This window comes from Geodermatophilus siccatus, from assembly GCF_900103785.1.
Classification (GTDB): Bacteria; Actinomycetota; Actinomycetes; order Mycobacteriales; family Geodermatophilaceae; genus Geodermatophilus; species Geodermatophilus siccatus.
In genome coordinates this window covers 45,538-70,412 of record NZ_FNHE01000014.1, presented here as the reverse complement: position 1 = coordinate 70,412, position 24,875 = coordinate 45,538, and the positions used below count along the sequence as shown (strand labels likewise).

The 24,875-nt window shown below is 74.2% G+C and carries 26 protein-coding genes; 25 read left to right on the top strand and 1 reads right to left on the bottom strand.

All coding sequences use genetic code 11. The annotated features are described in order from the left end of the window. Window positions 1-2 precede the first annotated feature (2 nt). From fliE to BLS21_RS21475, 25 genes are all read left to right on the top strand, one after another. Entirely contained in the window at window positions 3-332 is a 330-nt protein-coding gene (fliE, locus tag BLS21_RS21595) for a flagellar hook-basal body complex protein FliE (protein WP_091223369.1), read from the top strand. After that, complete coding sequence (gene fliF / locus BLS21_RS21590) at window positions 332-1,927, top strand: flagellar basal-body MS-ring/collar protein FliF (protein ID WP_091223367.1); 1,596 nt, start codon at window positions 332-334, stop codon at window positions 1,925-1,927. The genes fliE and fliF overlap by 1 nt, the downstream gene beginning before the upstream one ends. Then, window positions 1,924-3,009: a flagellar motor switch protein FliG gene (gene fliG / locus BLS21_RS21585; RefSeq protein ID WP_217636234.1), complete on the top strand. Its 1,086-nt coding sequence runs from the start codon at window positions 1,924-1,926 to the stop codon at window positions 3,007-3,009. The genes fliF and fliG overlap by 4 nt, the downstream gene beginning before the upstream one ends. Before the next feature lie 223 nt (window positions 3,010-3,232). Next, the gene (locus BLS21_RS21580; RefSeq protein WP_245700649.1) at window positions 3,233-3,853 is read left to right on the top strand and encodes a FliH/SctL family protein; all 621 of its coding nucleotides are present in this window, start codon (window positions 3,233-3,235) and stop codon (window positions 3,851-3,853) included. Continuing rightward, window positions 3,850-5,154 (top strand): FliI/YscN family ATPase, encoded by a 1,305-nt coding sequence (locus BLS21_RS21575; RefSeq protein ID WP_091223365.1) that lies wholly within the window; start codon window positions 3,850-3,852, stop codon window positions 5,152-5,154. Before BLS21_RS21580 ends, BLS21_RS21575 begins: the two co-directional genes overlap by 4 nt. Next, window positions 5,151-5,606 (top strand): flagellar export protein FliJ, encoded by a 456-nt coding sequence (locus BLS21_RS21570; protein WP_091223364.1) that lies wholly within the window; start codon window positions 5,151-5,153, stop codon window positions 5,604-5,606. The genes BLS21_RS21575 and BLS21_RS21570 overlap by 4 nt, the downstream gene beginning before the upstream one ends. Next, on the top strand, window positions 5,594-6,559 hold the full coding sequence (locus BLS21_RS26290; protein ID WP_091223362.1) for a lytic transglycosylase domain-containing protein: 966 nt from the start codon (window positions 5,594-5,596) through the stop codon (window positions 6,557-6,559). The genes BLS21_RS21570 and BLS21_RS26290 overlap by 13 nt, the downstream gene beginning before the upstream one ends. Further along, window positions 6,556-7,869, top strand: coding sequence for a flagellar hook-length control protein FliK (locus BLS21_RS26285; protein WP_091223359.1), 1,314 nt, complete (start codon window positions 6,556-6,558; stop codon window positions 7,867-7,869). The genes BLS21_RS26290 and BLS21_RS26285 overlap by 4 nt, the downstream gene beginning before the upstream one ends. 16 nt (window positions 7,870-7,885) lie before the next feature. After that, entirely contained in the window at window positions 7,886-8,308 is a 423-nt protein-coding gene (locus BLS21_RS21555; protein WP_091223357.1) for a flagellar hook capping FlgD N-terminal domain-containing protein, read from the top strand. A 92-nt stretch (window positions 8,309-8,400) separates the two neighbouring features. Further along, window positions 8,401-9,627 (top strand): flagellar hook protein FlgE, encoded by a 1,227-nt coding sequence (locus tag BLS21_RS21550; RefSeq protein ID WP_091223355.1) that lies wholly within the window; start codon window positions 8,401-8,403, stop codon window positions 9,625-9,627. Window positions 9,628-9,905: 278 nt separating this feature from the next. Further along, a complete protein-coding gene (locus tag BLS21_RS21545) occupies window positions 9,906-10,190 on the top strand; it encodes a flagellar FlbD family protein (RefSeq protein ID WP_091223353.1) in 285 nt (94 codons plus the stop codon). Between the two features lie 3 nt (window positions 10,191-10,193). Continuing rightward, window positions 10,194-10,964 (top strand): flagellar motor protein, encoded by a 771-nt coding sequence (locus BLS21_RS21540; protein WP_091223351.1) that lies wholly within the window; start codon window positions 10,194-10,196, stop codon window positions 10,962-10,964. Further along, the gene (locus BLS21_RS21535) at window positions 10,961-11,902 is read left to right on the top strand and encodes a flagellar motor protein MotB (protein ID WP_091223349.1); all 942 of its coding nucleotides are present in this window, start codon (window positions 10,961-10,963) and stop codon (window positions 11,900-11,902) included. Before BLS21_RS21540 ends, BLS21_RS21535 begins: the two co-directional genes overlap by 4 nt. Then, window positions 11,895-12,374 carry a flagellar basal body-associated FliL family protein gene (locus BLS21_RS21530; protein ID WP_091223347.1) on the top strand — a complete coding sequence of 160 codons (480 nt, stop codon included), beginning with the start codon at window positions 11,895-11,897 and terminating at the stop codon, window positions 12,372-12,374. The genes BLS21_RS21535 and BLS21_RS21530 overlap by 8 nt, the downstream gene beginning before the upstream one ends. A 121-nt stretch (window positions 12,375-12,495) precedes the next feature. After that, window positions 12,496-13,449, top strand: coding sequence for a flagellar motor switch protein FliM (locus tag BLS21_RS21525; protein ID WP_091223345.1), 954 nt, complete (start codon window positions 12,496-12,498; stop codon window positions 13,447-13,449). Then, window positions 13,446-14,195, top strand: a complete 750-nt coding sequence (fliN, locus tag BLS21_RS21520; RefSeq protein ID WP_091223342.1) for a flagellar motor switch protein FliN — start codon at window positions 13,446-13,448, stop codon at window positions 14,193-14,195. The genes BLS21_RS21525 and fliN overlap by 4 nt, the downstream gene beginning before the upstream one ends. Before the next feature lie 5 nt (window positions 14,196-14,200). Then, window positions 14,201-14,581: a flagellar biosynthetic protein FliO gene (gene fliO / locus BLS21_RS21515; RefSeq protein ID WP_245700651.1), complete on the top strand. Its 381-nt coding sequence runs from the start codon at window positions 14,201-14,203 to the stop codon at window positions 14,579-14,581. Further along, complete coding sequence (gene fliP / locus BLS21_RS21510; protein ID WP_091223338.1) at window positions 14,581-15,417, top strand: flagellar type III secretion system pore protein FliP; 837 nt, start codon at window positions 14,581-14,583, stop codon at window positions 15,415-15,417. Before fliO ends, fliP begins: the two co-directional genes overlap by 1 nt. Continuing rightward, window positions 15,414-15,689, top strand: a complete 276-nt coding sequence (fliQ, locus tag BLS21_RS21505; protein ID WP_091223336.1) for a flagellar biosynthesis protein FliQ — start codon at window positions 15,414-15,416, stop codon at window positions 15,687-15,689. The genes fliP and fliQ overlap by 4 nt, the downstream gene beginning before the upstream one ends. A gap of 5 nt (window positions 15,690-15,694) precedes the next feature. Next, window positions 15,695-16,459, top strand: a complete 765-nt coding sequence (fliR, locus tag BLS21_RS21500) for a flagellar biosynthetic protein FliR (protein WP_091223334.1) — start codon at window positions 15,695-15,697, stop codon at window positions 16,457-16,459. 77 nt (window positions 16,460-16,536) lie between these two features. Continuing rightward, window positions 16,537-17,670, top strand: coding sequence for an EscU/YscU/HrcU family type III secretion system export apparatus switch protein (locus BLS21_RS21495; RefSeq protein WP_091223332.1), 1,134 nt, complete (start codon window positions 16,537-16,539; stop codon window positions 17,668-17,670). Between the two features lie 161 nt (window positions 17,671-17,831). Continuing rightward, entirely contained in the window at window positions 17,832-19,874 is a 2,043-nt protein-coding gene (gene flhA, locus BLS21_RS21490; protein WP_091223330.1) for a flagellar biosynthesis protein FlhA, read from the top strand. Then, window positions 19,855-22,089, top strand: a complete 2,235-nt coding sequence (locus BLS21_RS25365) for a hypothetical protein (protein WP_175479695.1) — start codon at window positions 19,855-19,857, stop codon at window positions 22,087-22,089. The genes flhA and BLS21_RS25365 overlap by 20 nt, the downstream gene beginning before the upstream one ends. Beyond that, window positions 22,086-22,313, top strand: a complete 228-nt coding sequence (locus BLS21_RS21480) for a hypothetical protein (RefSeq protein WP_091223328.1) — start codon at window positions 22,086-22,088, stop codon at window positions 22,311-22,313. Before BLS21_RS25365 ends, BLS21_RS21480 begins: the two co-directional genes overlap by 4 nt. Window positions 22,314-22,533: 220 nt before the next feature. Beyond that, window positions 22,534-23,457: a type IV toxin-antitoxin system AbiEi family antitoxin domain-containing protein gene (locus tag BLS21_RS21475; protein WP_091223326.1), complete on the top strand. Its 924-nt coding sequence runs from the start codon at window positions 22,534-22,536 to the stop codon at window positions 23,455-23,457. A gap of 107 nt (window positions 23,458-23,564) precedes the next feature. On the opposite strand, the gene phoH2 is transcribed toward BLS21_RS21475, so the two are convergent. After that, window positions 23,565-24,863, bottom strand: coding sequence for an RNA 5'-3' helicase PhoH2 (gene phoH2 / locus BLS21_RS21470; RefSeq protein ID WP_091223324.1), 1,299 nt, complete (start codon window positions 24,861-24,863; stop codon window positions 23,565-23,567). Window positions 24,864-24,875 lie beyond the last annotated feature (12 nt).

The following is a 24,875-nucleotide window of genomic DNA, read 5'->3' as shown; positions in this document are numbered from 1 at the left end:
TCATGACGTCCCCCATCGGCGGCATCTCGTTCCCCACGGCGATCACCGGCCTGTCCGGGGTCACCGGGGCAGCGGCCACGCCGGACGTTCCGCAGACCACCGCGGCCGGCGGCGACGGCTTCGCCTCGGCCCTGGTGTCCTCGCTGGAGGAGCTGCAGGCCAAGCAGTCGACCTCCGACGGCCTCGCCGTCCAGGCCGCCACCGGCGACCTGCGTGACGTGCACGACTACATGATCGCGGCCAACGAGGCCAAGCTCGCCACCGACATGGTCGTGACCATCAAGAACAAGGCCGTCGAGGCCTTCAACGAGATCATGAGGATGCCGGTCTGATGCCTGCTGCCCTCGCCGGGCCGCTGGAGCGGATCCGCTCCGCGCTCTCCACGATCAGCCTCGGCCAGAAGGTCGTCATCGGCCTGCTCGGCCTCGGGCTGGTCCTCGGCGGGTTCTTCTTCTACCGGTGGATCACGGCCCCCACCTACGCCCCGCTGTTCTCGAACCTGGCCTCGACCGACGCGTCGGCGATCGTCGACGAGCTCAACGCGGCCGGCGTCTCCTACGAGCTCGCCGACGGCGGCGGGACGATCATGGTCCCGAACGAGCAGGTCTACGACCTGCGGCTGTCGATGAGCGGCAAGGGCCTGCCCGCGGGCAACGACACCGGGTACGCGCTGCTCGACGAGCAGGGCATCACCACCAGCGAGTTCCAGCAGCAGGTCACCTACCAGCGGGCCCTGCAGGACGAGCTGTCGGCGACCCTGGAGTCGCTGGAGGGTGTGCGCACCGCCGTCGTCCACGTCGCCCTGCCCGAGGAGGAGGTGTTCGCCTCCGACGAGGCCGAGCCCACCGCCTCGGTGCTGCTCGACCTGGCGCCGGGCACCACCCTGGACAGCGGCCAGGTGCAGGCGGTGACCAACCTGGTCTCCTCGAGCATCGAGGGCATGGACCCCGACCAGGTCACCGTCGCCGACGCCACCGGCACGGTGCTCTCGGCGCCCGGCCAGGGCGTGACCACCGCGGCCGGCGACGCCCGCTCGCAGCTGGAGCAGGACTACGAGGACCGGCTGGCCGCCAACGCGCAGGCCGTCCTCGACCCCATCCTCGGCCCCGGCCGCGCCAAGGTGTCGGTCCGGGCCGACGTGGACCTCGACCAGCGCAGCACCACCTCGGAGACGCACACCTACGAGGAGGGCACCCCGCCCATCTCGTCGAGCACGACGACCGAGGAGTACAACGGCACCGGCGCCGCCGTCGGCGGCATCCTCGGCCCCGAGAACCAGGCCGACGCCGGGGCCGGCACCGGGGACTCCACGTACAACAAGGAGTCGACGACCGCGAACAACGCCGTCGGCACGACCGTCGAGACCGTCGAGGGCGCGCCCGGGCGGATCAACCGGCTCACCGTCTCCGTCGTCATGGACGACGCCGTCGCCGGCAACCTCAACCAGGCGCAGATCCAGCAGCTCGTCGGCAACGCCGTCGGCCTCGACGTCGCGCGCGGCGACGACATCACCGTCGCCGCCATGCAGTTCGACACGACCGCCGCCGACGCCGCGGCGGCCGAGCTCGAGGCCGCCCAGGAGGCCGAGAAGCAGGCCCAGATGTGGTCGCTGATCCGCACCGGCGGCATCGCCCTCGGCATCGCCCTGCTCGTCCTCGTCGTCTGGCTGCGCTCGCGGCGCAAGCAGGACGACGACGAGGAGGACTACGAGGCGCTGGAGCTCGCCGACGACGTGATGGCCGAGCTCGACCGGATCCGCATCGAGAGCACGCGGGCCGTGCCGGTCGTCGACGACGCCACCCGGGAGCTGGAGGCCGCCGAGCGGGCCCGGGTCCGCGGCGAGATCTCCACGATGGTCAGCGAGAAGCCGGACGAGGTGGCCGCCATGCTGCGCGGCTGGCTGAGCGAGAGCGGTGTGAAGTCGTGACCCTGGCGTCCGTCGAGCAGATGGTCGGCATGGCCCCCGCGGCCGCGCAGACCGCCGTCCTCCCCGCGGTGCGGGAGCGCAAGGAGCTGCCGGGCCTGCGCAAGGCCGCGGTCTTCATCGCCCAGCTGTCCAAGGAGGAGGCCGGCGCGCTGCTGGCCAAGATGCGCCCGCGCGAGGTCGAGATGCTGACCCGCGAGCTGATGAAGCTCGGCTCGGTCGAGCCGGACGACGTCGACGGCGTCCTCGAGGAGTTCCACCACCTCATGACCGCCCAGCGGTTCGTGGGGCGCGGCGGCGTCGAGTTCGCCCGCGAGATCCTCGCGGCCGGCCTCGGCGAGGACAAGGCCGACGGCATCCTGTCCCGGCTCAACGTCGTCTACACCGAGGTGCCCTTCGCCTCGCTGCGCAACGCCGACGTCCGCCAGCTGGTCACCTTCCTCAAGGACGAGCACCCGCAGGTCATCGCGCTGGTGCTCGCGCACCTGACCGCCGCGCAGTCGGCCGAGGTGCTCTCCGGGTTCGCGCCGGAGCAGCAGGCCGCCGTCGCGCACCGGATCGCGACCATGGACCGCACCTCCCCGGAGATGGTCCGCCTGGTCGAGGAGGAGCTCGGCCGCCGGATGGGGTCGCTGCTCGCCCACCAGGACATGAGCACCGTCGGCGGCGTCGAGACCCTCGTCGAGATCATCAACCGCTCGCCGCGGCCGACCGAGCGCTCGATCCTCGAGTGGCTCGACAGCACCGATCCGGAGCTGGCCGAGCAGGTCCGCGCGCAGATGTTCGTCTTCGAGGACATCGTCACCATCGACGACCGCTCCCTGCAGCTGGTGCTGCGCGAGGTGGAGGCCAACGACCTGGCCACCGCGCTCAAGGGCGTGCGCCCCGACGTCCGCGACAAGGTCGTCCGGAACCTCTCCGAGCGTGCTGCGGAGAACCTCGCCGAGGAGATCGAGCTGCTCGGCCCGGTCCGCACCCGCACGGTCGAGGAGGCGCAGGCCAAGGTCGTCGGTGTGATCCGCACCCTCGAGGAGCAGGGCGTGCTGACCATCTCGCGGGGCGGTGAGGACGATTTCGTCGCCTGACGGAGGACCCCGTCCCCCCTCGCGAGCTCGGGGCGGGACCCTGGACGGGGCCGCCGGGACCATCGCAGCGAGCGCCGGCGCCAGCCGCACCACGCGGGAGTCCGCGCTGCTGCGCGGCGGGACCGCCGCGCAGGCCGCACCCCGTGCGCCGTACACCCGCGCGGCGCCGGTCCCGCCGCAGCCGACCGGCGAGCGACGGGCGACCGGCGAGCGGCGGACGACGGTGCGCCGGGCGGCCGACGTGCCGGTGCCCGACCGGACGTCGTTCCGGCTCGGCGACGTCTACGCCGAGGAGCTGGCCCGGCTGCGCGAGCACGCCCGCCAGGAGGGGTACGCCGCCGGCCACGCCGAGGGCTGCGCGGCCGCGGAGACCGTGGTCGCCGAGGCCGAGCGGGCCGCCCAGGCGCGGCTGGCCGAGGTCCAGGCCCGCTGGGAGCGACGGATGGTCTCGGCCACCGCGGCGCTCGGTGCGGCGGTCACCCAGCTCGAGCAGGCGGCCCTGCCGGTCGCCGAGGACGTGCGCGACTCGGTGATCACCATCGTGCTGACCCTGGTCGAGGACGTGCTGTGCCGCGAGCTCGCGCTCGCCGACTCCCCCGTGGTGGACGCCGTCCGCCGGGCGCTGACGCTGTGCCCGGCCGACGCGCCCACCGTCGTCCGGCTGCACCCCGACGACCTCGCCGAGCTGCCCGCCGAGGCGCTGGCCGAGCTGCCGGACACGGTGCGGGTGGTCGGCGACCTCTCCGTCGAGCGGGCGGGCGCCGTCGCCGAGACCGGTCCCACGCGGGTCGACGCCCAGCTGGGCGCCGCGCTGGAGCGGGTGCGGGCGGTGCTGGCGCCATGACGCTGGGCCTGCTCGACCGCGCCCGTGCGGCGGCCCGCCCGCAGGTGACCGGCTCGGTCGTCGGCGCGATGGGCCTGACGCTCTCCGTCGAGGGCGTCGTCGCCGCCGTCGGTGACCTGGTGGAGATCAACCCGTCGCCGCGCGGCGGCCTGCTGGCCGAGGTGGTCGCCGTCTCCCGGGAGCGGCTGACCTGCATGCCGCTCGGTGAGCTCTCCGGCGTGCACGCCGGCGCGCGGGTGCGCGCCACGGGCATGCCGCTGCAGGTGCCGGTGGGCGAGGCGCTGCTGGGCCGGGTGCTCGACGGCCTCGGCCGGCCGGTGGACGGCGGCCCGCCGCTGGACCAGTCGCTGGAGTGGGTCGACCTGGCCAGCGAGACCCCGCACGCGCTGACGCGCACCCGCGTCGAGGAGCCGCTGACCTCCGGCGTCCGGGTGCTGGACACGATGGTGCCCCTCGGCAAGGGCCAGCGGCTGGGCATCTTCGCCGGCTCCGGCGTGGGCAAGTCGACGCTGCTGGCCCAGATCACCCGCGGCACCGACGCCGACGTCCGGGTCATCGGCCTGATCGGCGAGCGTGGCCGCGAGGTGCGCGAGTTCCTCGAGGAGAACCTCGGTGAGGAGGGCATGGCGCGCACCGTCGTCGTCGTCGCGACCTCCGACGAGCCGCCGCTGGTGCGGCTGAAGGCGGCGTTCGTCGCCACCCGCATCGCCGAGGGCTTCCGCGACCAGGGCCGCGACGTGCTGCTGATGATGGACTCGATCACCCGCACCGCGATGGCCCAGCGCGAGGTCGGCCTGTCGGCGGGCGAGCCCCCGGCGACCCGCGGCTATCCGCCGAGCGTCTTCGCGATGATGCCCAAGCTGCTGGAGAAGGCCGGGACGGCGTCGGTCGGCTCGATCACCGGCCTCTACACCGTGCTGGTGGACGGCGACGACCACAACGAGCCGATCGCCGACACCGCCCGCTCCATCCTCGACGGGCACGTCGTCCTCACCCGCAAGCTCGCGACCGCCGGCCACTTCCCGGCGATCGACGTGCTCGAGTCGATCTCCCGCGTGGCCACCGCCGTCGTCCCGCCGGCGCAGATGGCCGACGCGCGCGAGGTGCGCCGGCTCATGGGCGCGCTGCGCGACGTCAAGGAGCTCATCGAGATCGGCGCCTACCAGGCCGGCTCCGACCCGCTGGTCGACCGCGCCCGGCAGCTGGCGCCGGCCATCGAGGCGTTCCTGCAGCAGCCCACCGGTGAGCTCACGCCGGCCGGCGACTCGTGGGCCTGGCTGAACCGCATCGTCCGCTCGTGAGGCGCGCCGCCTTCCGGCTGCAACCGGTCCTCGAGCTGCGCCGCACCGAGGAGCGGGCGGCCGCCCTGGCCGCGGCCGAGGCCGCGCGTGCCGCCGCCGACGCCGACCGCCGCGCCACCGAGGCCGAGGCCGCGGTGGCCGCGGTGCTGCCCACGGGCCCGGTCTCCCCCGGCGCCTTCGCCGCCGCCATGGTGCTCGGCCGGCTGGCCGCCGAGGACGCCGCCGCGGCCCGGGCCCTCGCCACCGCGTCCGCCGAGCAGGCCGAGCTGGTCCGCGCGGCCTGGACGTCGGCCGCCCAGCGCACCAAGGGCCTCGAACGACTGCGAGAACGACACCTCCAGGCGGTGCGACTGGCCGAGCAGGCTGCCGAGGAGAGGACCGTGGACGACCTCGTCACCGGCCGCTCCGGCCGCCGCACCCGCCCCGACGGGGAGGCGGCGTGGACGGACTGACCGCGGTGCAGTCCCGGATCAGCGAGATCCAGGCCCGCTTCCTCGTCGCGCCCCGCCCGGCGGCCTCCGCCGACTGGACCGCGGCCGCCACCGCCGCCGGGCTCACCGGCACCGGCGCGACCGCCGCGGCGACCGCCACCGCAGGCGCCTCGTCGGGCAGTGCCCTCGAGGACAAGGCCGTGGCCGAGGCGCGCAAGTACCTCGGCGTCCCCTACCTGTGGGGCGGCACCGACCCGGCCAAGGGCCTGGACTGCTCCGGCTTCACCAAGCTCGTGTACGGCAACCTCGGCATCGACCTGCCGCGCACCTCCTCGCAGCAGGCCACCGCCGGCACCGCGGTCGCCTCGCTGGCCGACGCCCGCCCGGGCGACCTGGTGTTCTTCGACCACTCCCCCGGCCGGCCGGGGATCGACCACGTCGGCATCTACGTCGGCGACGGCAAGATGATCGCCGCCCCGCAGGCCGGCGAGGTCGTCAAGGTGCAGGACGTCGGCAACCCGGCGGTCATCCGGCGGGTGCTGCCCGCGGGGTCGGCGTCCGCGGTGTCCGGGACGGCGGGCGGCGCGTCGCTGTCCGGGGTGCCGTACGCCGACCTGTTCACCCGGGCCGGCAGCCGGCACGGCGTCGACCCGGCGCTGCTCGCCGCGGTGGCGCAGCAGGAGTCCGGCTTCGACGCCTCGGCGGTCTCCCCCGCCGGCGCCCAGGGCCTCATGCAGTTCATGCCCGCGACCGCCCGGGGTCTCGGCGTCGACCCGTTCGACCCGGCCTCGGCCGTCGACGGCGCGGCCCGCTACCTCGCCGACCTGACGCGGCAGTTCGGCTCGACCGAGCTGGGCCTGGCCGCCTACAACGCCGGGCCCGGCACCGTCCGCCGCTACGGCGGCATCCCGCCCTACTCCGAGACCCAGGACTACGTGCGCAGCGTGATGAGCAAGGCAGAGGCCCTCCGATGACCACACCCCTGGTGATGGCCGCACCGGCGCCCGCGCCGGCCGCCCCGTCCTCCCCCACCGACCCCACGGCCGCGACCGACGCCCCCGGCAGGGCCGAGCGCTTCGCCTCCGCCCTCGACGACGCGGTGTCGCGCGGGCAGGACGGCCCCCGCGGCCGCGAGCGCGCCGCGGAGACCGACGGCACCCCCGCCGAGCCGGCCCCCGAGGCCCCGGACGGCGAGCAGCCCGCTCCCGAGCAGCCCGGCGCCGGGCAGCCCGCCGTCTCCGGTTCCGGCATGCCACCGGGCCTGTGGGCGCTGCTCACCGGCATCGGACCGGGCGCCTCCGGACTCGCGAACGCCGCCGACCACGCGGCCGCCGGTTCCGCGGTCGTCCCGGTGACCGACGCCGTCGCGGCCGGCACCGTGGTTCCGCCGCCCGTCGTCCCCGGCGGCGTCCCGGACGGCGTCCCCGCGGTGGTACCGCCCGCCGACGTCCCCGCGCCCACCCCGACCGGCCTCCCGGCGGGTGCGGTCCCCGCCCCGGACGCGCCGGCAGCCGACGCCGTCCTGCCCGCCACCCCCCGGCCGACCCCGGCGACCGCTCCGGCCGATCCGCTCCCGGGGGTTCCGGTCGTGCTCGCCGCTGCGGACGCACCCGGGATCCCGACGGCGCCGGAGCTCGTGGCCCCGGACAGCGTCGTCCCGCTCCCCCAGCCGGCCGCCGCCCCCGCTCCGGCCGAGGGTGCGGGCACCGACGCCGACGCGACCCCCGACCAGGACGCCCCGGCGCCCGCCCCGGCCCCCACCGCCGCGCCGACCGCCCCCGTGCCCGCTCCCGCCGTCCCGGCGGCGACCCCGGTCGCGACCGCCGAGCCGGCCGCCCCGGCGGCAGCGCCGGTCGCCGGTCAGGTCGCGCAGCACGTCGCCGTCCTGCGCTCCGCCCCGGACGGCACGCACACCATGACCCTGGTGCTCACCCCCGAGACCCTCGGGCCGGTCGAGGTCCAGGTGACCCTGAGCCAGGGCTCGGTCGACCTCGCCCTGAAGAGCGCCACCGAGGCCGGCCGCGTCGCCCTGCTCGACGCCCTGCCCGACCTGCGCCGCGACCTGGCCAGCGCCGGCCTGACGTGCACCAACGCCTCGGTCGACCGGGACGCCGGCGCGTCGTGGGCCTCGGCCCAGCAGCACGCCGCCGGCGACCGGGCCGGCCAGCAGGGGCAGCCCGACGGCCGCGGCCGGTCGTGGCTGCGCGGCGCCGAGGCCGACCCGGGCCGCCCCGCCCCCGGGACCACCGCCATCCCGTCGTCCGGCCTGGACGTCCGGGTCTGAGAGGAGCGACCGACCGATGACCACTCCCCTGACCGGGGTGGGCGGCGCCGCCGGCACACCCGCCACCAGCACGGTGACCCGCACCGACCAGATGGGCAAGGACGTGTTCCTGCAGCTGCTGGTCGCCCAGATGCGCTACCAGGACCCGAACAGCCCGGCGAGCACCACCGAGTTCATGTCGCAGACCGCGACGTTCACCCAGGTGGAGAAGCTCGAGGAGATCGCCGCGCAGAACGCCTCCCTGGTGGCGCTGCAGCGCTCGCTCTCCGCCGGCGCCCTCGTCGGCCACACGGTGAGCTACACCGGCGAGGACGGCACCACGGTCACCGGCACCGTCAGCTCGGTCAAGATCAGCGGCGACGAGCCCAGTGCGGTCGTCGACGGCGTCGACGTCCCGATGGGCCGGCTCACCGAGGTCTCGCTGCCCGGCGCGAGCTGAGCAAGGACCCCCTTGCCCCCCACCGTTCGCACGCTCACGGCGGGGCCCTGCAAGGGGGCCACCCCTGATCACCCTGTTGAGAGGAGCACCCCGTGCTGCGTTCCATGAACTCCGCGATCGCCGGTCTGCGCGCCCACCAGACCAAGCTCGACGTCACCGGCAACAACATCGCCAACGTCAACACCGTCGGCTACAAGAGCAGCACCACCGTCTTCGAGGACACGCTGTCCCAGGTCATCCGCAACGGCTCGGCTCCGACGGCGCAGACCGGTGGCACCAACCCGGCCCAGGTCGGCCTCGGCGTGAAGGTCGCCGGCATCACCACGAACTTCGAGCAGGGCTCGGCCCAGAACACCGGCCGCTCGACCGACTTCATGATCAGCGGCGACGGCTTCTTCATCACCCAGGCCGGCAACGAGCAGCTCTACACGCGCGCCGGCTCGTTCAGCTACGACGGCGCGGGCAACCTGGTCACCCCCGACGGCGCCCTGCTGCAGGGCTGGATGGCGACCGACGGCGTCGTCGACACCAACGGCCCGATCCGGCAGCTGACCGTGCCGTTCGGCGACGTCATGCAGCCCACCGAGACCGACAACGGCGCGGTGGTGGGCAACCTGTCCAGCACGACGGCCACCGGCACCGGCGTGCAGACCCAGATGACCATGTACGACGCCCTGGGGACGGCGCACCAGATCAGCCTGTCGTTCACCAAGACCGGCGACAACACCTGGAACGTCGTCGCCCGGGACGAGAACGACAACGTCCTCGCCAGCACCGCCGGCCCGCTGGCGTTCGACCCGGTCGCGGGCACCCTGCCGCCCGCCTCGCGGACCTTCCAGATCACCCCGCACGCCTCCATGGCCGGCAGCTGGCCCGGCCAGATCACCATCGACCTGGCCGACCTGCGGCAGTTCGGCGGACCGTCCGGGCTGACGCCGGCGCGGGTGGACGGCAACGCCATGGGCAGCCTGCAGTCGATCTCGCTCAGCGGCGACGGCACGATCATGGGCGTCTACTCGAACAACCTGCGCGAGCCGATCGGCAAGCTGGCCCTGGCCACCTTCGCCAACCCGGCCGGCCTGGCGAAGGCCGGCAACAGCTCCTTCCGGGTCGGCGACAACTCCGGGCAGCCGGCCATCGGCGAGCCCGCCGGTGGCGGCCGCGGTTCGCTCATCGCCGGCGCGCTGGAGATGTCCAACGTCGACCTGGCCGAGGAGTTCACCGGGCTGATCGTCGCCCAGCGCGGGTTCCAGGCGAACAGCCGCGTCATCACCAGCTCCGACGAGGTGCTGCAGGACCTGGTGAACCTGAAGAGGTAGAGGACCCTCCTGCCCCCCACCGCTCGCAGGCTCGCGGCGGGCCCCTGCAGGAGGGCCGCCTCCACGGGCGCCGTACGGCCCGGCCCCTCGTTCGCGGGGGCCGGGCCGCCGTCGTCCGTGCGTCCCGGGATCCCCGCAGGTCACCCGCCTCACCCGCGGGGGTGAGGCGCCCTGTTCGGCTCAAGGCGCGCCCGCGCCACGCCGAAGACAACTGCAGACCGGCAGCCTGCCCGAGCGGTCGCCGTCTCCCCCTCCCCGAACGAGCAAGAGGACCTCCCGTGATCCGTGTGACGCGCCTGAACGGAGAGCGGTTCGCGCTCAACCCCGACCTCGTCGAGCGGGTGGAGGGCCACCCCGACACCGTCGTGTTCCTGGTGGACGGCACCAAGTACGTCGTCTCGGAGAGCGTGGAGGAGGTCCTCGTGGAGATCCGCGAGTACCGCGCCAGCATCCTGGCCACCGCCTACGAGATGGACCGCGGCACCTACCGCTCGCCGTCCCGCGCGGAGGAGGCCGACGCGAGCGCCGCCGTCGTCCCCTTCCCGGCCCGCGAGGAGCGCTGACCCGTGGATCCCGCCACCCTGATCGGGTTCGTCGTCTCGCTGGTCGCCCTCCTGGTGTTCATGGTCATGGAGGGCTCCGACCCGTCGTCGCTGCTGTTCCTCCCGGCCATCGTGCTGGTCATCGTCGCCACCTTCGGCGCGGCGATGTCCGGCCAGACGATGGACGACCTCAAGAAGCTGCCCGGCTGGTTCAAGCTGGCCGTGATGCCGGCCAAGGTGCCGCCGGCCACCGACCAGATCCAGACCCTGGTCAGCCTCGCCGAGAGGGCCCGCAAGGAGGGCCTGCTCGCCCTCGAGGCGCAGGTCAAGGCCATCGAGGACCCGTTCCTCAAGCGCGGCCTGCAGATGGGCATCGACGGCACCGACCCGGAGGAGCTGCGCGCCGTCCTCGAGAGCGAGATCTCCGCCAAGAAGGCCGAGGACAAGGTCGCCGCCAAGTTCATGAACACGATGGGCGGCTACGCCCCGACCATCGGCATCGTCGGCTGCATCGTCGGCCTGATGAACGTGATGGCCAACCTCAACGACCCGTCGTCCCTGGGCCCCATGATCGCCTCCGCGTTCGTCGCCACGCTGTGGGGCGTCATGGCCGCCAACTTCTGGTTCCTGCCGATGGGCGCCAAGATCCTGCGGGTCAGCGAGCTGCAGGCCGCGCAGATGGAGCTGCTGGTCGAGGGCATCACCGAGATCCAGGCCGGCACCAGCCCGCGCGCCGTCCGGCTCAAGCTCAACTCCCTCATCCCGCCCAGTGAGCTGGCCAAGGAGGCCGCGTGAGCGGCGGCGGGCACGGCGGCCGCCGCCGCGGCAAGAAGCACGAGGAGGAGGAGCACGAGAACCACGAGCGGTGGATGGTGTCCTACGCGGACATGATGACGCTGCTCTTCGTGCTGTTCGTGGTGCTCTTCGCGATGAGCCAGGTGGACAAGGAGAAGTTCGCCGCCCTCGCCCAGGGCCTGTCCGCGAGCCTCGGCGGCCCCATCACCGCGCAGCCCGGGGCGACGCCGGAGGGCTCGGTGCTCGACGGCCTGCCCGGCGCGATAGACATCGCCTCGGCGATCGCCCCCGACCAGACGGTCCAGCAGGCGGAGGTCGACGCCGCCGCGGCACAGGCCGCGCTCGCCGAGGCCCAGCAGGTCGCGGCCGAGGCGCAGGCCGAGTACCAGGACCTGTCCGAGGTGCGGGAGCGGATCGAGGCCGCGCTGACCGCCGCCGGCCACGCCGGTGCGGCGCGCTTCGAGATCGACGAGCGCGGGCTGGTCGTGCACATCGTGGCCGACCAGGTGCTGTTCGACGCCGAGCAGGCGGTGCTGCGGCCCGAGGGCCGGCAGATCCTCGACGCGATCGCCCCCACGCTGCGCGACGTGCCCAACGACCTCGGCGTCGAGGGCCACGCCAACCACCTGCCGGTCACCCCGGGCGGGCCGTGGCCGTCGAACTGGGAGCTGTCGGCCTACCGCGCCACCACCGTCGTCCGGTACCTGACGACCGACGGCGTCCCGGGCGCCCGGATGGTCGCCAACGGCTACTCCGACACCCGGCCCCTCATCCCGCCGACGGACCCGAACTCCATCTCCGTGAACCGCCGCGTCGACGTGGTGGTCCTCTCCGACGCCTCGGCCGAGGCCAAGGAACTGCTCCCCGGCCTCGACACCGGGACCACTGACGCCGGGACGACCGACGCCGGCACCGCCCAGGAGGACACCCATGGCTGACAAGAAGAGCAAGAAGGACGAGACGCCCGAGGACGACGAGGCTCCCGGCGGGGGCAGGAAGAAGCTGCTGGTCATCGGCCTGGCCGCGGTGCTCGCGGTCGCCGGTGCGGCGTACTTCTTCCTGTTCGCCGGCAGCGGCGAGGCCGAGGCCGCCGCGGAGCCCGTGCACGGCGGGTACACCGCCTTGGAGCCGGTCGCCGTGAACCTCGCCGGCGGCGGCTACCTCAAGATCGGCATCACCCTGGAGTACACCGCGGACGCCGCCGCCGGCGGGCACGGCAGCGGCGGGGTCGACGGGTCCAAGGCCCTCGACCTGCTGATCTCGACCTACTCCCAGGCCCAGCCGGCCGACGTCGTGGGCGCCCGCGACGCGCTCAAGGAGGCCCTGGAGCAGAAGATCATCGAGGCCTACACCGAGGACGGCGTCCCGATGGTCATGCACGTCTACCTCACCGAGTACGTCACCCAGTGACCACCGGGGGGCGCCCGCTCGGGGAGCCCCTCTCGCACCACCCGTCACACCCGTCCGCCCTGACCGGCAGCGCCCCGCGCCGCCGGTCAGGACGGACTCGTTCCCCGCCGATGAACCTGGCGTGACCCGCCCCGAGAACGGAACCGCCCCCACCGGGCGCAGCCGCCGCGGCGAACCCCGCACCTACGACTTCCGCCGCCCCACCAAGCTCTCCCGCGAGCACGTGCGGGTGCTGCAGATCGCCCAGGAGGCGTTCGCCCGGCAGACGACGACGGTCCTCACCACGATGCTGCGGGCCGGCGCGCGACTGGAGCTGCTGGGCATCGAGCAGCACTCCTACGACGACTACGTCGCCTCGCTGCCCGACCCGTGCTTCATCGCGACCTTCACGATCGAGCCGCTGGCCGGCAAGGGCGTGCTCGCCTACCCGCTCGACATCGCGATGGCCGCCGTCGACCACATGCTCGGCGGCTCGGGTGCCGCTGACCAGCCGGACCGGCCGATGACGGTCATGGAGACGGCGATCACCAACCACCTGCTCACCCGGCTGCTGCAGGAGTTCGCCGGGGCCTTCTCGCACATCGTCGAGCTGCAGCCCGAGCTCAGCGAGGTCGAGTACAACCCGCAGCTGGCCCAGGCCGCGTCCGGCTCGGACACCGTCATGGTGGCCTCGTTCACCATCGGGATCGGCGGCCGCACCGGCGAGGCCACGCTGGTGCTGCCGTTCTCCTCCTTCCAGGTGCCGCTGAACAACGCCGCCTCACCGCAGCTGTCGGAGTCGGCGCAGGCCAAGCGGCGGCGCGCCTTCGAGGCCCTCAACGAGCGGCTCACCCACGTGCCGGTGGACGTCGGCGTGCGGTTCACCCCGCTCGAGGTCTCCTCCGAGGACCTGCTCTCCCTCGCGGTCGGTGACGTGCTGCTGCTGCGCCACCCGCAGGACGCGCCGCTCGAGGTCACCACCAACGACGTGACCTTCGCCTACGCGATCGCCAGCAACCACCGCCGCCGGCTGGCCGCCGCCATCGTCCCCACCCCGGCCACCTCCCAGCACCCAGCCCAGAAGGACACCGCATGACCGCCACCGTGGACCACTCGCAGGCATCCGAGACCGTGATCGCCGTCGTGGCCTCCGCCGCCCGGGCCGCGGCCGCGCTGGTGCCGGCGACGGCCGAACTCGTCCCCGGCGCGCCGGTCAGCGACCCCGACGCCGTCCTCGCGCCGGCCACGGCCGCCGCCGCGGTCGCGGCGAGGCTCTCCGGCGAGGTCAGCGGGGACGTCGTCCTCGTCCTCTCCGCCGAGGTCGTCGACGCCCTCGCCAACTCCCCCGTCGGTCCGATGGACGTCGCCACCGCGCTGCGCCCTGCCCTCGAGGCCGCCGCGGCCACGCTGGGCCGGGTGCGCGTCGACGCCGAGCGCACCGAGGACCCGGACACCGCGATGGACGGGCTGCGGGACAAGGGGATGTTCGTCGCCGTCCCGCTGATGGGCGCCGGCGGCACGGTCGAGGCGGTGTTCGCGCTGCAGGTGACGCTGCCCCAGGCGCGCACCCAGCGCGGCAGCCTGGACCTGCTGCGGCACGTGGCCATGGAGGTCACCGTCGAGATCGGCCGCACCCGGATGACCGTCGGCGAGCTGCTCTCCCTGCACCCCGGCGAGGTGGTCGAGCTCGACCGCGCCGCCAGCGCCCCGGCGGACCTGCTGGTCAACGGCACGCTGATCGCCCGCGGCGAGGTCGTCGTCGTCGACGAGGACTTCGGTCTGCGGATCAGCGAGATCATCACCGACGCCGCCGCCTCCGAGATCGGAGGTCAGCAGCCGTGACGTGGATGGTCATCCGGCTGGTGCTCTCACTGGCCTTCATCGGCGCCGTCCTGTGGTTCGCCGCGCGGTTCGCGCAGAAGCGCGGCCTGGGCCAGGGCAACGGCCTCATCGAGGTCGTCGCCCGGCAGCGCATGGGCCGGGCCAGCAGCGTCAGCGTCATCCGGATCGCCGACCGCGTGCTGGTCGTCGGCTCCACCGAGGAGCAGGTCACCCTGCTCGCCGAGGTGGACGGCGACGTCGTCGAGGAGGCCATCGCCGAGCGGCGGGTGGCTCCCGCGCAGCCGGCCGTGGCCGGCAGCCCCGGCGCGCTCGCCGGCTCGGTGTTCGACCGCAACGGGTGGACGTCGTTCGTCTCCCAGCTGCGGGAGCGGACGGTCCGCCGCTGATGACCGCCTCCCCCGCTCCCGTCCGGGGCGTCCCGGTCGCCCGGCGCGTGGGGCTGGTCCTGCTGCTCGCGGCGCTGCTCGGCGTCGTGCTCGCACTGCTGGCCGGCCCGGCGTCTGCCGCCCCCACCGCGCCGGTCGAGCCGACGGCCCCGACCGCGCCCGTGGTCCCCACCGTCGACGGCGGCGTGGACATCTCGATCGGCGGCGGCAGCCCCAGCACCTCGATCACGCTGATCCTCGCGATCACCGTGCTGTCGGTGGCGCCGGCGGTGCTGCTGCTGGCCACGTCGTTCACCAAGATCATCGTGGTGCTGTCGCTGACCCGGAACGCGCTCGGCATGCAGATGTCGCCGCCGAACACCGTGCTCACCGGCATCGCGCTGTTCCTGACGCTGTTCGTGATGGGCCCGGTGTTCTCCGACATCAACGCAAGCGCCGTCCAGCCGTACCTCAACGGCACCATGACGGTGTCGCAGGCCTACGACGTCGGCGTGGTCCCGCTGCGGGAGTTCCTGCTGGACAACACCCGCGAGGACGAGCTGTCGCTGATGGTCGGGCTCTCCGGCGAGGAGGCCCCGACCGACGCCGCGGCCGTCAGCATGACGACGCTGGTGCCGGCGTTCGTGCTCTCCGAGCTCAAGAGCGCGTTCATCATCGGCCTGGTCGTCTTCATCCCGTTCCTGGTGCTGGACATGCTGGTCAGCGCCGCGCTCATGTCGATGGGCATGATGATGGTGCCGCCGGTGATCGTCTCCCTGCCGTTCAAGCTGCTGCTGTTCGTGGTGGTCGACGGCTGGGCGCTGATCACGACGGCGCTGGTGGGGAGCTACGGATGAGCGACGCGGACGTCACCGAGATCGCCGTCCAGACGATGCTGGTCGCCGCCAAGGTCGCCGCCCCCGTGCTGCTGACCGCCCTGCTGGTGGGCTTCCTCATCTCGCTGTTCCAGGCGGCGACGCAGATCCAGGAACCGACCCTGTCCTTCGTGCCGAAGGTCATCGCGGTCGCGATCGCGCTGCTGGTCACGGGCAACTGGGTGCTCTCCGAGCTGGTCAGCTTCACCCAGTCCCTGTTCGACTCGCTGCCCCGCCTGCTCGACCGGACGTAGCGGCCGTGGACCTCGAGGTCCCGGCGGGCACCCTGGCCGCGCTGCTGCTCGGCACCGCGCGCGCCACCGGCTTCGTGCTGCTGGCCCCGCCGTTCAACTCCAAGAGCATCCCGGCCCCGGTGAAGGGGGCGCTGGCGCTGGCCCTGTCGGTCGCGCTCATGACCCGCATCGCGCCGGGACTGCCCGAGCCGACCACCGGCTTCCTCGTGGTCGGCTCGATCACCGAGGTCGCCATCGGCGCGGCGCTGGGCTTCGTCGTCCACGTGCTGTTCGCCGCCGTCCAGTACGCCGGCGACCTCATCGACCTCACCGGCGGCTTCTCGCTGCAGCCGGCCTACGACCCGCTGTCGATGACGACCAGCTCCTCGGTCGGCCGGCTGCACTACCTGCTGGCGACGACGCTGCTGTTCACCAGCGGCGGCCACCTGCTGATCGTGCGCGGCTTCGCCACCTCCTACGAGGGGATGCCGGTCGGCGGTTCGGTGCCCACCGAGCAGCTGGCCCAGGTGCTCATCACCGCGCTGTCGATGATGTTCCTGGCCGCGCTGCAGATCGCCGGGCCGATGGTGGCGGTGCTGCTGCTCGCCGACGTGGCGCTCGCGCTGCTGTCGCGCGCCGCGCCCGCGCTCAACATCTTCTCCTTCGGCTTCCCGGTGAAGATCCTGCTGACGATGGCCCTGCTGGGCCTGACCTTCCCGCTGCTGCCCCCGGCCCTGGACGCGCTGCTGGAGCACGCGGCCCGGGCGATGGTCTCCCTCCGGAGCGGGTGATGCGGCGCGGACAGCGGACGGCGCCGTCCCCGGCGTGCGGGAGCGCCGGTCCCGCCGGTCCCGGGAGGAGGTGAGCCGTGGCCAAGGACGGACCGGGTGGGGAACGGACAGAGGACCCCACTCCGCAGCGCCTCAAGAAGGCGCGCAAGGACGGCCAGATCCCGCGGACCCAGGAGCTCGGGACGTGGGCCGGCGCCGCGGCGGCCAGCTTCCTGCTGCCGATGCTGGTGGGCAACACCTTCGACGAGGTCGGCCGGATGTTCGTGCAGGTCGGCGTGGTGGTGGACGACCCCGAGGTCGAGAAGGTCACGGCCCTGTTCACCCAGGCGCTGAGCACCTTCGTCACCGTGGCGCTGCCCATGGCGGTGGCCCTGATGGTGGTCGGCGTCGCCGCCTCGGCGGCCCAGGGCGGGGTCACCGTCAGCAGCAAGCCGGTGAAGCCGACGCTGAAGAAGCTCAACCCCCTGCCGGGGATCAAGCGGATGTTCGGCGGGCACGGCCTGTGGGAGGCGACCAAGGCGGTCATCAAGACCGCGGCGCTGGGCACGGTCGTCGTGGTCACCAGCGACAAGGCCCAGCAGCTGGTGTCGTCGTCCGGCGCGCTGCCGCTGTCGGCGGTCACCGCCACCTTCACCGACTCCGCCGTCCTGATGATCCGCGTCGTGGCGGTCACCGGCCTGGTGATCGCGGTCGCCGACTACGTCGTCGTCCGCCGGCAGACGATGAAGCAGCTGAGGATGACCAAGTACGAGATCCAGCAGGAGCACAAGAACTCCGAGGGCGACCCGCACGTGAAGGCGCAGCGCCGGGCCACCCAGATGGCGATGTCGCGCAACCGGATGATGGCCGAGGTCGCGACCGCCGACGTCCTGCTGGTCAACCCCACCCACGTCGCCGTCGCGCTGAAGTACGAGGCCGACCGCGGCGCCCCCCGGGTGGTGGCCAAGGGCGCCGACGAGGTCGCCGCGAAGCTGCGCGAGCGGGCCGCGGAGGCGCGGGTGCCGCTGGTGCAGGACGTCCCGCTGGCCCGCGCGCTGCACGCCTCCTGCGAGATCGGCCAGGAGGTGCCCGCGCAGCTGTTCACCGCGGTCGCGCGGGTGCTGGCGTTCGTCATGCAGCTGTCGGCGCGCGGCGTGCGCGGCGGCTTCCACCGGCCCGGCTTCGCCGCGCCGGACGTCGAGGGGCTCCCCCGGGCCGGGCGCCGCCGCTGAAAGAGGACCCTCCTGCCCCCCACCACTCGCAGGCTCGCGGCGGGGCCCTGCAGGAGGGCCGGCGGCGGGTCGCAGGGCCGCTGACGGGGCGGTTGGGACGGACGTGACGGCTGGGGTCGACGGCGGTGCCCCCGGGTGGGCGCTGTGCCGATGAGGGGTCCGTGCAGAAGCTGACGAAGGCCGCCGTCCCCATCGGCGTGGTGGCCATCGTCCTCATGCTGGTCGTGCCGCTGCCCGCCGCGGTGCTGGACCTGCTGCTGGGACTCAACGTCACCGCGTCGCTGCTGATCCTGCTGGTCGCCATGCAGATCAAGCGGCCGCTGGACTTCGCCGTCTTCCCGTCGCTGATCCTCATCGCGACGCTGTTCCGGCTGGCGCTCAACGTCTCCTCGACGCGGCTGGTGCTGACCGACGGCTACGCCGGCAAGGTCATCGAGGCCTTCGGGCACTTCGTGATCGGCGGGTCGCTGATCGTCGGTCTGGTGATCTTCGTGATCCTCACGATCATCCAGTTCGTCGTGATCACGAACGGTGCCGGCCGCGTCGCCGAGGTCGGCGCCCGCTTCACGCTCGACGCGATGCCCGGCAAGCAGATGGCGATCGACGCCGATCTCAACGCCGGGCTGATCAACGAGAAGCAGGCCCGCAGGCGGCGCACCGAGGTCACCGCCGAGGCCGACTTCTACGGCTCGATGGACGGTGCCTCGAAGTTCGTCAAGGGGGACGCCATCGCGGCCATCATCATCACGCTGATCAACCTCATCGGCGGGATGGCCATCGGCGTCATGCAGCTGGGCATGGCCCCGGGGGACGCCGTCTCCACCTACTCGCTGCTGACCGTCGGCGACGGCCTGGTGTCCCAGATCCCCGCGCTGCTGCTGTCCACGGCGACCGGCATCATCGTCACCCGCTCGGCCTCCGACGGGGACATGGGCTCGGACCTGCTCGCCCAGCTCGGCCGCTTCAAGCAGCCGGTGCGCATCGCCGGCGGCGCCGCCTTGGCGCTGTGCCTGATCCCCGGCCTGCCCAAGCTGCCGTTCCTCGTCATCGGTGGACTCTTCCTGCTCATGGCCTCGCGCATGCAGGAGACCCCGGAGGTCGACGAGGACGCCGACCCGCAGGCCGCTGCGGACGACGAGCCCCGCCCGGACTCCCCCGAGGCGATCGCCGAGAAGATGCGGGTCGACCCGCTGGAGCTCGAGGTGGCCTTCGACCTGGTCGACCTGGTGGACGCCTCCCGCGGCGGCGACCTGCTCGACCGCGTCAAGGCGCTGCGCCGGAAGGTCGCCATGGAGACCGGCCTGGTGATCCCGCTGGTGCGCACCCGCGACAACCTCGACCTGCCCGCCTCGCAGTACGTCATCTGGCTCAACGGCGTCCCCGCGGCCAAGGGCACCTCGCCCGCCGGCACGGTCCTGGCGATCGGCGACATGCTCGACGGGCTGCCCGGCCGGGCCACCCGCGAGCCGGTGTTCGGGCTGCCCGCGAAGTGGGTGCCGGTCGAGCTGCAGCGCCAGGCCGAGATGGCCGGCGCCACCGTCGTCGACCGCTCGTCGGTCATCACCACGCACCTGGCCGAGGTCGTCCGGCAGAACGCGGCCGGCCTGCTCGGCCGGGAGGACGTGCGGCTGCTGGTCGAGATGGTCAAGCGGACCCACCCGATCGTCGTCGAGGAGCTGACCCCGACGCTGCTCACGCTGGGCGAGATCCAGCGGGTGCTGCACGGGCTGCTCGAGGAGAACGTCTCCATCCGCGACCTGGTGCGCATCTTCGAGGCGCTCTCGGTCCGGGCGAAGGTCTCCACCGACGTCGACGGCCTGGTCGAGGCCGCCCGCTCGGCACTCGGGTCGGCGATCAGCCACCCCTACGTCACGCCCGACGAGCGGCTGCACGTCATGACCCTCGACCCGGCGTTCGAGCAGCGCCTGCTCGAGGCCGTGCGGCAGAGCGAGGCCGGTCAGGTCCTCGCCCTGGACGCCGGCACGGTCGACGCGCTGGTCAACGGGTGCAGCGGCCTGCTCGGCGACGCCGAGCGGATGGGCCTGGCCCCCGTGCTCGTGTGCTCGCCCCAGGTCCGGGCCGCGCTGTCCCGCCTGATGCGTCAGGTCCTCCCCCGCCTGCCGGTGATCTCCTACACGGAGGTCTCCCGCACGGCCCAGATCGAGTCACTGGGAGTGGTGAACGGTGCCGTTGCCGTCCGTTGAGGCCGCCTCCCGCGAGGGCGCCATCGCCGCAGCGCGGGAGAAGTACGGCTCGTCCGTCCGGATCGTCGGCATCCGCCGCATCCGCACCGGTGGGGTGATGGGCTTCTTCACCACCGAGCGCTTCGTCGCCGAGGTGGAGGAGGTCGCCCCGCCGCCCGTCGTCGAGCGCCGGCCGGCGTCGAAGGCCGAGTCGATGGCCCGCATCGAGGCCGCGCTGCGCCGCGACCCGGTGCTGCCCGACGCGGTCGACGAGGTCGCCGACCTGCTCGGCGGTGGCGGCGCCGGCCAGCCCTCCGTGGGGCTGTACTCGCGGACCTCCGCGCCGCGCGCCGCCCGCCCGGCTGCTCCGCGGGGCAACCGCCGGGCCCCGGCCGCGGCTCCCGCCGCTCCGCCGGCTCCCGCACCGGCCCCGGCACCGGCCGTGCCCGTGGTGGCCGACGCCGCGCTGCCGCCGTCGCCGTTCACCGCCGCGCTGGCGCAGATGGTGGCCCGGGACGCCGACGTGCGCGAGGCCGTGGACGAGGCGATCGCCGCCGCCGCGCCCGCTCCGGCGCGGACCGCTGCCCCGACGCCGGCGGCTCCTCCCGCTCCCCCGGTGGCTCCTCCGGCTGCTCCGGCTCCGGTGGCTCCTCCGGCGGCGCCGGTGGCTCCTCCTGCTCCCGCGGCTGCCGCGCCGGTGCCGGCCCCGGCTCCGGCGCCCGTCGCCGCCCCCGCTGCGGCCGTCGACCTCGACGACGAGGACGACGACCAGGACGCGGGGCTCGACATCCTCTGGGGCCCGGCTCCCACGCCCGCCCCCGCTCCGCGACCGGCCGCCGCCGTCGTCCCCCCGGCCCCCGCGCCCGCTCCGGAGCCGGCCGTCGCCGTCCTCCCGCCGGTGCCGGTCCCGGCGCCGCAGCCCGAGCAGGTCCCCGTGCCCGAGTGGGTGCACGAGCCGGACTTCAGCACCGGGCCGATCACCTCCCGCGAGGAGGCGGTCGCCGAGGTGCTGCGCGCCGCCCTGGCGCACGACACGTCCGACGCGGCGCTGACCCAGCTGCTGCGCGGCGTGCTCGCCGGCTCCCCGTCGGACGAGCACGACGCCGCCGTGGCCGACGACGCGTGGGCCGAGGCCGACGCCTGCGCGCACACCGCCGAGATCCCGGCGTGGGTCGACGCGACCGCCGAGGCCGACGAGTGGGAGGTGGAGGCCGAGGTCCTGGCCCCGACCGCCAGCGACCCGGCGCCCCTGCCGCTGCCCGCCGACGCCACCACGATCCTGCCGCCGCTGTCGCTGCTGCCGCCGCCGGCGCCCGGCACCGCGCTCGCCGTCCCGCCGCTGCTGGGCCGCCCGCCCGTGCCTCCGGCGATCGGCCGCACCCCGGGGCAGTCGGTCGCCCGGGTGGCGACGCCGTCCGCGGACGCCCGCCTGGCCACCGTGACCCGGCTGCCCGTGGACAAGCGCGCCGCCGCCTGGCGCCGGTCCGCGCCGATGGTGGTGCCCTCGGTCCGCGGTCGGTCGACGTCCGGCGGCACCGGCGGACCCGTGTCCGGTGCTGCCGAGGACGCCCTGATCCTGCAGCTGCTGGAACTCGGCGTGCCCGAGCGGCTGCTCGGCGAGGACTTCGCCGCGGAGGTCGCCCGGCTCGGCGCCTACGCCGCGCTGACCCGCTCGCTGGCCGCCGGCCTGCCGGCCGCTCCCGGGCTGCCCTCCGGGGCCGGCGAGGTGCTGCTGGTCGTCGGCCCGGGCGTGGAGACCCTCGCCGCCGCCCGCTCCCTGGCCGCCTCGATGCGGCTGGACGGCGAGCAGCTGCAGTGGGCCTCCCGCGGTGACCTGGCCGCGCTGGCCCCGCGCAGCAACCGGATCACCAGCATCGACACGGCCCTCGAGCGCAAGCAGGAGGCCGACCGGTCGAGCGCATTGACGATCGTCGCCGTCGACGTCCCGCTGCGCGCCGGTGGCGGTGCCTGGCTGGAGCAGATGGTCGCGGTCTTCGCGCCGGTCGGGGTGTGGGCGGTCGTCGAGGCCACCCGCAAGCCCGAGGACGTCGGCCCGTGGCTGGACGCGCTGCCCCGCGTGGACGCGCTCATGGTCCAGGACACCGACCTGACCGCCGACCCGGCCGCGGTGCTCGGCCGCACCTCCACCCCCGTGGCCCTCCTCGACGGCGCGCGGGCGACCGCCCACCGCTGGGCCTCGCTGCTCTGCGAGCGGCTGGAGAGCTCCGGGGCATGAGCCCGCTGCGCTGGGACGTGCTGGCGGTGTCCTTCCTCCTGGCCCTGCCGGTGCTCGCCCTGGGTCTGCGCGGCGACCTGGGCGTGCACGACGTCGTCACCCGGCTGCCGTGGTGCCTGGCAGCGGGCTGGGGTGTGGTGGCGCTGCTGCGCTGGGCCGCCGCCCCCCGCCCGTCGGCTCCCTCCTCCCCCACCGACGAGGACGCCGACCCCGCAGCGCCCTGACCCCGGCGCCCACGCTCCGCCCACGCTCGTCCCCTCGGCCCCTGCCCTCGCCCCCCGACCTCGCCCCCGACCAATTGCCGGGGTTCCTCGTCCATTGCCGGTCCTGCAGGGCCCGCGATGCACGAGGGACCCCGGCATCGCGCTGTCCACAGGTGCTCCCGCCGTCCACCGATCAGGCCGAGCGCGTCGGACGGGTGATCGGCCGGGCCACGGTGCCGGCATGGACACCGATCGACTGGTACTGCGGAGGCTCGCCCTGACCAGAGGGTGGAGCGACGACGAGCTCGCCCGGCACGTGCGCGGCGGTGACCTCACCCGGCTGCGGCGGGGGGCCTACGTCATCGGGGCCGACGCGTTGACGGTGGAGGCACGCCACCGTCTGCTCGTCTCCGCCACCATGGCCTCGCTACGCCGTCCCGCAGTGGTCAGCCACCAGTCGGCCGCCGTCCTCCACGGGCTCCCGCTGTGGGGGGTCCGTCTCGACCGTGTGCACGTCACCCGCCGACGTCCGGCCTCCAGCGAGGTGGGCCGCTTCCTGCACGCCCACGTGACCCGCCTCGCCGACCACGAGGTGACGGAGGTGGACGGTCTTCCGGTGACCGACCCGGTGCGGACGGCGCTCGACCTGGCCCGCCCACTGCCGCTCGAGCCGGCTGTGGTCCTCCTCGACGCCGCCCTGCACCACGGGCTCGTGCAGCAACCGCTCCTCGCCGGCCGGGTCCAGGAGATGACCGGCACGCGAGGGAGCCGAGCCGCCGCTCGGGCCCTCGACTTGGCCGACGCGCGCAGCGAGAGCGCGGGTGAGAGCCGCAGCCGGGTCCTGCTGCACCGGCTGGGCCTGGCGCCGTCGACCCTGCAGCGGATCATCCGCTCGGAGTCCGGGCGGGAGCTGGGGCGCGTGGACTTCGCGTGGGAGGAGGAGCGCGTCGTCGGTGAGTTCGACGGTCGGATCAAGTACGGACGCGGCCTCCGGCCGGGCCAGGATCCCGGTGAGGTCGTCTTCGAGGAGAAACGCCGCGAGGACGCCATCCGCGACGAGGACTGGGGCGTCGTGCGCTGGATCTGGGCTGAGCTCGTGCCCGGCACGGTGGTCGGCGAGCGGGTGCGACGGGCACGCGCCCGCGGACGTCGCCGACGCGGCTGAGCCATTGCGGGGGTTCCTCGTGCACTGCCGGGCTTGCTGGACCCGCGATGCACGAGGAACCCCGGCAATGCGGCCGGTCGGCCGCGCGGCCGCGCGGACGCGCCGGGTCAGCGCGGGAGGTCCTCCAGCATCTCGGTGACCAGCGCGGCGATCGGCGAGCGCTCGGAGCGGGTCAGCGTCACGTGGGCGAACAGCGGGTGGCCCTTGAGCTGCTCGACCACCGCGGCGACGCCGTCGTGCCGGCCGACCCGCAGGTTGTCGCGCTGGGCGACGTCGTGGGTGAGCACCACCCGCGAGCCCGAGCCCAGCCGCGACAACACGGTCAGCAGCACCCCGCGCTCGAGGGACTGCGCCTCGTCGACGATCACGAACGAGTCGTGCAGCGACCGCCCGCGGATGTGGGTCAGCGGCAGCACCTCGATGAGGTCGCGCGAGGCGATCTCGTCGAGCACGTCCCTGGACACCAGCGCGCCGAGGGTGTCGTAGACCGCCTGCGCCCAGGGCGACATCTTGTCGCCCTCGCTGCCCGGGAGGTACCCGAGCTCCTGGCCGCCGACGGCGTAGAGCGGCCGGAAGACGACGACCTTCGCGTGCGCGCGCCGCTCCATCACCGACTCCAGGCCCGCGCACAGCGCCAGCGCCGACTTGCCGGTGCCGGCCCGCCCGCCGAGCGACACGATGCCGATCTCCGGGTCGAGCAGCAGGTCCAGCGCGATCCGCTGCTCCGCGGAGCGGCCGTGCAGCCCGAAGGCCTCGCGGTCGCCGCGCACCAGCCGCACGTGCTTGTCCGGCGTCACCCGCCCGAGCGCCGAGCCGCGGGAGGACAGCAGCACCAGCCCGGTGTGCGCGGGCAGCTCGGCGGCGGCCGGCACGTACGCCTCGCCCTCGTCGTACAGGCCGGCGAGCTCGGCGTCGTCGAGGGAGAGCTCGGCCATCCCGGTCCAGCCGGCGTCGACGGCGTCCAGCGCCCGGTACTCGTCGGTGTCCAGCCCCACGGCCGCGGCCTTGACCCGCAGCGGCACGTCCTTGGTGATGAGGCAGACGTCCTGCCCCTCGGCGCGCAGGTTCAGCCCCACCACCATGATCCGGCTGTCGTTGCTGTCGTTGCGGAAGCCGGCCGGCAGCACCGACGGGTCGCTGTGGTTGAGCTCGACGTGCAGCGTGCCGCCGTCCTCGCCGACCGGCACCGGGGCGTCGAGCCGGCCGTGCTGCACCCGCAGGTCGTCGAGCAGCCGCAGCGCCTGCCGGGCGAACCAGCCCAGCTCCGGGTGGTTGCGCTTGTCCTCGAGCTCCCCGATCACGACGAGCGGGAGGACCACGTCGTGGGCACCCATGCGCAGCAGCGCGCCGGGGTCGGACAGCAGGACGGAGGTGTCCAGGACGAACGTGCGGCGGTGAGTGGTCACGGTCGACTCCCG